The organism is Streptacidiphilus carbonis (assembly GCF_000787775.1).
Classification (GTDB): Bacteria; Actinomycetota; Actinomycetes; order Streptomycetales; family Streptomycetaceae; genus Streptacidiphilus; species Streptacidiphilus carbonis.
This window is the reverse complement of sequence record NZ_BBPM01000005.1, coordinates 243699-251083: the sequence shown is the minus strand read 5'-3', so window position 1 is coordinate 251083 and position 7385 is coordinate 243699. Positions and strand designations below refer to the sequence as shown.

5 protein-coding genes are annotated in these 7385 nt (G+C 73.1%); 2 read left to right on the top strand and 3 right to left on the bottom strand.

All coding sequences use genetic code 11. The features are described 5' to 3' along the window. Together TR46_RS06180 and TR46_RS06175 are read right to left on the bottom strand one after the other, a co-directional pair. Positions 1-1268, bottom strand: a 1268-nt coding sequence (locus TR46_RS06180) for an arabinofuranosidase catalytic domain-containing protein (RefSeq protein WP_042394911.1), incomplete at its 3' end; no start/stop codon positions are given. Between the two features lie 107 nt (positions 1269-1375). After that, entirely contained in the window at positions 1376-3715 is a 2340-nt protein-coding gene (locus TR46_RS06175) for a HelD family protein (RefSeq protein WP_236655216.1), read from the bottom strand. A 296-nt stretch (positions 3716-4011) separates the two neighbouring features. Here TR46_RS06175 and TR46_RS06170 point away from each other — a divergent pair, with 296 nt between their 5' ends. Beyond that, positions 4012-4752 (top strand): class I SAM-dependent methyltransferase, encoded by a 741-nt coding sequence (locus TR46_RS06170; RefSeq protein WP_042394751.1) that lies wholly within the window; start codon positions 4012-4014, stop codon positions 4750-4752. 155 nt (positions 4753-4907) lie between these two features. After that, positions 4908-5078 carry a DUF5670 family protein gene (locus TR46_RS06165; protein ID WP_042394748.1) on the top strand — a complete coding sequence of 57 codons (171 nt, stop codon included), beginning with the start codon at positions 4908-4910 and terminating at the stop codon, positions 5076-5078. Between the two features lie 91 nt (positions 5079-5169). Here TR46_RS06165 and TR46_RS06160 read toward each other — a convergent pair whose 3' ends face one another. Continuing rightward, positions 5170-7380 carry an alpha-galactosidase gene (locus TR46_RS06160; RefSeq protein ID WP_042394745.1) on the bottom strand — a complete coding sequence of 737 codons (2211 nt, stop codon included), beginning with the start codon at positions 7378-7380 and terminating at the stop codon, positions 5170-5172. Between the last annotated feature and the right edge of the window lie 5 nt (positions 7381-7385).

The following is a 7385-nucleotide window of genomic DNA, read 5'->3' as shown; positions in this document are numbered from 1 at the left end:
CCGTTGGCGGTGCCGTTGCCGTTGATGTCCAGGCAGCGCCCCAGTGTGGTGAGCGAGCCGTTGGGGTTGTGGGTCCAGTGCTGGTCCTCGGCGTAGGACTGGCAGTTCCACAACTGCACCGCCGCGCCGTCCACGCCGGTGTCGTCCGCGGCGACGTCCACGCACTGGCCGCCGGGTCCGGTGATGGTCCCCTGCGGGCCGTTGGGGACATTGGTCTCCCCTGAGTAGCCGACCGAGACGACGTTCGCCTGGACCGCGTTCTCGGCGGCGTCGGTGGGATAGCCGGCCACCATGACGCCCTCGAAGAAGCTGCCCATGTTGCGATTGCTGTTGTCGCCGCCGGTGCCCAGGATGATGCCGCCCTCCTGGTGCATCGGCTGGTAACCGCCCCTGGTCGGCAGCGGTCCGCTCCACCAGGTCGACAGGCCGCCGGACTCGGAGTCGCCGCCCTTGAGGGCGTAGGTCGTCTGCCCGTTGTCCTTCAGCACGGCCGTGACGAAGGCGCTGCCGTTGCCGGCGTTCGCGGTGTTGGAGCCGTTGCCGCCCTGGAACATGCCGTTCTCCATGTCGGCCTCGACCCAGGGGCCGGACCCGGTGCACGGAGCGAAGTAGCAGGTGGTCGCGATGGACACGGCGTCCATGTGGCCGTTGCCGGTGTCGTACGGCGTGGACTCCGCGTTGCCGTAGTCGAAGCAGCACTCCGAGCCGACGTGGGTGCCGCTGGCGACCATGTAGGCCCCCTCGGCCTGCCCGTTGACGGCCACGCCCGAGGCCGCGCCGTTGTAGCGGTAGCCGACGCCCGGGGATATCCAGATGCCGTAGACCTTGTGTCCGCCGGCACTCACCGAGAGCTCACCGGCATCGGCCCCGCGGTCCGCCGCCCCCGCGCCGCCGGCCGGCCCCGGGGTGAGGTCGTTGTGGCGCGAGGTCTGGTCGTAGATCCGGCTGATCCGGCAGGTGCTGCCGCCGCAGAAGGCGTCCTGCGCCCCGGCGGCGGCGTACCCGCCCTGGGTCAGCAGGCCGATGTCGGCGGTGGCCCCGTCCGAGGCCCGGGTGACCTGGTACAACGGGCCGTTGTAGGAGGAGAACAGGGCGCGCACGGTGCTGTGGGCGGCGACGCATGGGGTGCCCGCGGCCGCGTAGATGTCGCATGGCAGCGACCCGGCGGCCTCCGAGACGGCCGGTAGGCCGATCACGACGCCGAGGACCAGCCCGAGGGCCGCCACCGTGGACAGCAGGGCCTGCAGTAAGGATCTCCTTTGGGGCATGGGTGTCCCGCTCTCTGTCTCTCCTACCATTACAACGTTGTAGGACACCGTGGCGTATGGGTGATGTACTGTCAAGAGACTGGGTGCGAGCCGGAATTGATCGGGCGTCAGCGGGTTTCCAGGCCTGCCAGCATCTCCGGCAACGCCTCGCTGTGCAGGACCCCGAGGGTCTTGGTGGCACGGGTGAGGGCGACATAGAGGTCGTTCACGCCGCGGCTGCCGGTCGCGAGGATCTCCGTGGGCTCCACGACCAGGACCGCGTCGAACTCGAGGCCCTTGGTCTGCCCCGGCGTCATCAGGACGACCGGCGAGTCCAGCGCCGAAGGACCGTCGGCGACGGTGACGCCGTCCAGCTCGGCCAGTGTGTCGACGACGCCGGCCGACAGGGACGGCGCGTGGATGACCGCCATCCGGCCGCCGCCCAGCGCCGCGACCTCCTGTTCGACGGCGGCGCGCAGCGCCGGTCCCCGGCCGTCCGCGGGGATGCGCAGGCTCCACGGGCGGGTCCCGCCGCTGCGCACCGCGGTGGGGGCGGTCAGCGCCGGGTCGACCGCACGCAGGACGCCCTCGGTGACCTGCATGATCTCGGCCGGGGTGCGGTAGTTGACGGTGAGTTCGACCGTGCGCCAGCGCCCGGCCGTGTAGGCGTCCAGGGCCTCGCCCCAGGAGCTGAGCCCGGCCGGAGCTCCGGTCTGCGCCAGGTCGCCGACGATGGTCATGGAGCGGCCGGGGCAGCGCCGGGTCAGCAGCCGCCAGTCCATCGGGGACAGCTCCTGCGCCTCGTCCACGATCACATGCCCGAAGGCCCACTCCCGGTCCTCGGTCGCGCGCTCGGACAGCGGCAGCAGTGACTGCTCGCCCTGGTACTGGCGCGCCAGCATCTGCGCGTCCATCTCCACCAGGCCCACGCCGAAGTCGTCCAGGACGATCTTCGCGAACTCCAGCTCCGCGGCGCTGGGCCCGCTGTCGCGGGCGGCGGTGCTGCCGGGCAGCGGGCCGAGCAGTTCGGCGGCCTCGTCGAGCAGCGGCACATCGGCGGTGGTCCAGGCGGGCCCGCCGTCCGGTCCAGGCTGCTCGCGCAGCAGCGCGGCGCGTTCGGCCGCGATGAAGCCCGGCGTGGCCCGCTCCAGCAGCTCCGGTGAGCCGAACAGCGTGGTGAGCAGCTGCTCCGGGCTGAGCAGCGGCCACAGCCGGTCGACCAGCGCCTGGAAGTCGCGCTCCTCGACGAGCGAGTCGGCCAGGTCCGCGATCTCGTCCAGGTCCATCTTCGCGCCCCGGTCCGCGGCGCCCCGCTGCTTGGCGATCCGCAGGGCCAGCTCCGAGGAGAGCCGCTCGACCAGTTCGGCCCGGGCCGGATTGTGGGCCTCGCCGGACCGGTGCGCGGCGGCGTGGGCCCGCTCGCACAGTGCCCGGCCGATCTCCAGCTGCTCCTGTCGGGCCGACCTGCGGCCCACGGTGATGGTCCACGGTTCGTCGGGCTCCGGGAGCCGGCGCAGTCCCGCCAGCGCGGCGGTGAGCACCCCGACCATCCGCACGTCGCCCTTGACGGCGGCGGCCTCGGGCGTCTCGGTGTCCGTGCCGGTCACGCCCGGGTAGAGGGCGCCGATGCTGCTCAGCACCACCTCGCTCTCGCCCAGCGCGGGGAGCACTTCGTCGATGTAGCGCAGGAAGGTCGTGTTCGGTCCGATGACCAGCACACCGCTCCTGGCCAGCCGGTCGCGGTGGGTGTAGAGCAGGTAGGCGGCGCGGTGCAGGGCGACCACGGTCTTGCCGGTCCCCGGCCCGCCCTGCACCACCAGCACACCGCCGAGCTCGGAGCGGATGACGCGGTCCTGCTCGGACTGGATGGTGGAGACGATGTCGCCCATCCGACCGGTACGGTCGGCCGTCAGCGAGGCGAGCAGCGCGGCCTCGCCGCTGAGCTCGGCGCTGTCCCGGTGCTCGGCGGCGTTCAGGCCGAAGGCGTCGTCGTCGAAGTCGACGACAGCCCGGCCCTTGCTGCGCAGGTGCCGACGGGCCGTCACCGCGCCGGGCGCCGCGGGCGTCGCCCGGTAGAAGGGCTCAGCGGCCGACGCCCGCCAGTCGGTGAGCAGCGGCTCGTGCTCCTCGTCCGCCAGGGCGATGCGGCCGATGTACTGCCGCTCGCCGGCGGCGTCCTCGATCCGGCCGAAGCAGAGCCCGTACTCGGCGGCGTGCAGCTCCGACAGCCGGCGGGTGTGGTGGATCTCCAGGGTGTCGCGCTCCATCCGCGACTGGGCCGTCCCGCCCCGGTCCTGTCGGTGCAGGTCCCGCAGTCGGGAGACGGCGAGATCGCGCTGGGAGTCGAGGCGGTCGTACAGCGTGCTGACGTACTCGTTCTCCGCCCGCAGCTCCCGGGCCCGCCAGTCGTCGGAGGGTCGGGCGCCGTTGTCCGAATCGATTTCGGACGAGGACGATGACGTGGACACCAAAACCAGCTCCAGTGGATCGGGAATACCGGGTGATCGGTGTCCGCGCGCGTTCCACACGCGCGGACGATGTCGGCCGCGATCCTCATTTCCGCAGGTTGCGGCCTCGGCCCACGATTGTGCGGCAGCAGGGGGGCCTTGCCGCAAGGCCCCCCGTACGCTATAAGTTGGATATGGCAAGGAGTGGGTTTTCCTCCTTCCCGTCACCGGCGTGGCGACAGCCCGGAGGCTCGCCGAATCCGGCCCGGTGGGTCGTTATGCTCTTGACTCCCCGTCAATGGAGCGAGGCTGTCCCGATGACCGGAACAACGTACGACCGCCAGGCCGCCGAGGACTACCGGGCAGCCCGTGAGATTCCCAGATCCGGTCTGGAGGCCTGGCGCACCGCGGTCGCCGCCGCGGCTAGGCTCGGACCTGGCATGACACTGCTCGACGTCGGCGCCGGGACCGGGGCGTTCGCCGCCGCGTTCCACGACTGGTACGGCGTCGAGGTGCTGGCCGTCGAACCCGCCGAGGCGATGCGCGCGCTGATACCGGTCTCCGCGGCGATCCGGGCGCTGGACGGCCGCGCCGAGGCGCTGCCGGTCGAGGACGGCTGCGCGGACGCGGCCTGGTTCGGCTCGGTGCTGCACTATCTGAGCGATCTGCCGGCCGTCGCCCGCGAACTGCGCCGGGTGCTCAGGCCCGGCGCTCCCGTGCTGATCCGCAACGCCTTCCCCGGCCGCTGCGACCGGGACCTGCGGGTGCGGTTCTTCCCGGAGACGGCGCGCCTGGTCGACGCCTATCCGAGCGTCGGCCAGGTCTGCACGGCGTTCGCCACGGCCGGCTTCCAGCAGATGTCCCTGCGCTCCCTGCCGCAGCGAAGCGCCCCGACCCTGGACGCCTTCGCGCGCGGACTGCGCCGGGACGCGGACTCCAAACTGCGTGCCCTGTCCGACGAGGACTACGCCCGGGGCCTCGCCCGCCTGCACGCCGCCGCGGCCGCGGCCCCCACCGAACCCGCCGTCAGCTGGATGGACCTGCTGGTGCTGTCCTGAAGCCGGAGCTGCGGTCGCGCCGTCGAGGACCCGGATGCGGGCCGGGGCGGCGACGGCTGACAGACCGCCGCTGGACGGGGGACGCAACGTGCCGGTCGAATCGCGTGCATGCGTTCGGCGTTCCGGGGCACGCGCTGGTCAGGAGGATGATAACTATGGGTGCACTGCTTCTGGTCCTGCTGCTGGCCCTGCTCCTCGGTGGACTGGGCTTCGCGGTTCACGTTCTGTGGTGGATCGCGATCGTCGTACTGGTGCTGTGGCTGCTGGGCTTCGTGTTCCGCGGCGCCGGATCCGCCGGTGCGCGCGGACGCTGGTACCGATGGTGACCGGCGGCTGCTGACGGCGGATCGGTGAGGGCCGGCACCCTGCGCGGTGTCGGCCCTCCTGCCTGTGCGGGCGCCCCTGGGGGCAAGCCCGCTATGCGGTCCGGCGGATCTCGATCAGCAGCGCCTGTTCGGGGTTGAGCGTGGGCATCGGCAGGCCGGCCAGGGCGAGGACGGAGCCCGGCAGCGGGATCCAGTCCCGCAGCGCCCCGGTCAGCCAGGCCGGGCCGCTGGTCTGGTGGAAGGACGGCAGGCCGAGGTCGGTGCGGATCCGCAGCCGGTAGCGGGCGTCGGCTGCGAGTCCGGGCAGCAGCACCCGGCCTGACTGCCCCTCGGCCGAGGTCGCCAGCCGCACCCAGCAGTACAGCGCCGCCGAGCCGTCGGGGGCCACGACGCCGTGCAGCAGCCGGGCGTCGTCCTCCAGGTCGGCGCGGACCGTGCGGCCGCCGTGCAGCAGGGGTCGCAGCTCGCGGTGGAGCGCGGTCCAGGCGGTGATCCGGGCCAGTTCACCGGGCGAGCACCGGGTCAGGTCCTGCTCGATCCCGGCGTGCCCGAACAGCGCGGTGGCCAGCCGGAAGGAGTCGCTGCCGGTCCGCGCCGTGGTGTGGCTGGGGGAGGGGCCGAAGTGGGTGCCGACCAGTTCGGGCGGCAGCAGCTGCCCGGTCCAGCGCTGGATGGTCTGGCGCTCCACCGGGTCGTTGCAGTCCGAGGGCCAGACCCGGTCGGTCCTGGCGAGGATGCCCAGGTCGATCCGTCCGCCGCCGCCCGCGCAGCTCTCGACCTCCAGCCCGGGACGGCGCTCGCGCAGCGTGTCCAGCAGCCGGTACAGGGCGTCGACCTGGGCGTGCGCGGCCGGGCGGTCGCCGGGCCCGTGCACGGCCTCGTGCAGCTCGCGGTTGTGGTCCCACTTCAGGAAGGCGATCTGATACGTGGTCACCAGCTCGTCCAGGGACTGCAGCAGGTAGGACCACACCTCGGGGTTGGCCAGGTCCAGGACGTACTGGTCGCGGAAGGACGGCCCGAGGCCGGCCGCCGGGCCGAGTACCCAGTCGGGGTGGGCGCGGGCCAGCGCGGAGTCGAGGTTGACGCTCTCGGGCTCGACCCAGAGGCCGAAGTCCATGCCGAGCCCGCGGACGTGGTCGGCCAGCGGGCCCAGCCCGTCCGGCCACACGGTCGGGTCGACGCTCCAGTCCCCGAGCCCGGCGTCGGCGGCCCGACGGCCGGTGAACCAGCCGTCGTCCAGCACGAACCGTTCGACGCCGACCTCGGCCGCCCGGTCCGCGAGCCGCCGCAGATGGTCCAGGTCGTGGTCGAAGTAGACCGCCTCCCAGCTGTTCAGCACCAGCGGCCTGGGGGCGCGCGGGTGTCCCGGGCGGGCCCGCACCAGGGTGTGGAAGCGGTCGGCCAGGCCGTCCAGGCCGTCGGCGGACCAGGCGAAGTGGCTCACCGGGGTGCGGTAGCTCCGGCCCGGGGCGAGCCGGATCTCGCCGGCGCGCAGGAGTTCGCCGCCGCCGAGTACCGAGGCGTGGCTGCCGGCGCCCTCGGGCAGCTGCTCCACCAGGTAGCGCTGGTCGCCGCTCCAGGCGACGTGCACGCCCCACACCTCTCCGCTGCGGAAGCCGAAGCCGGGGGTGCCGACCGTCAGCAGGTAGGGCGAGTCCGCGCCGGGCTTGCCGCGGCGCACCTCGCGGGAGTGGGTGCCGTGGCCGAGCGGGCGGCGCTGGGGGGATCGCTCGCGGCTCCACTTGCCGGTGAAGTCCAGGATCTCGGTGGCCCGGCGGGGGAGCGGCAGCAGGGCCAGGGCGTGGCCGAGGTCGTAGGGCGCGGGTTGGAGGACTGCGGTGCCGGCGGGTGCGGAGTCGGCTGCCCGGCGGGTGAGTTCGGCGACCACGGCGAGGACGCCGGAGGGTTCCAGCCGGTAGGTCAGGGTGACGTCCAGGCCGGAGCCGGTGTCGGCCAGGTCCAGGACGAGCTCGCCGCCGCCCTCGGGGTGCTCGCGGTGGGTGACGCCCTTGAGGGCGAGCCGGGGCGCGCCCGAGGCGCCGTCGAGGTGGCCGGTGTGGGCGGGGGTGCCCGACCAGCCGTCGGCCTCGGTGGGCCAGACGGTGAACCTGCGCGGGACGTCGATGGAGTTGTTGAGCACCGCCGGCTCGTCGGTGAGGGCGAGCGCGGCCAGGTCGGTCGCCGTCAGGTCGCCGAGGTCCGCTCCCCAGTGGAGGACTCTGGGCAGCGGCTCGGCGAGTTCCACGACGAGTGAGGTGCCGCTCGCGCGCAGGGCGACGATCCGCACGGAGGTGTCCGCCACTGGGA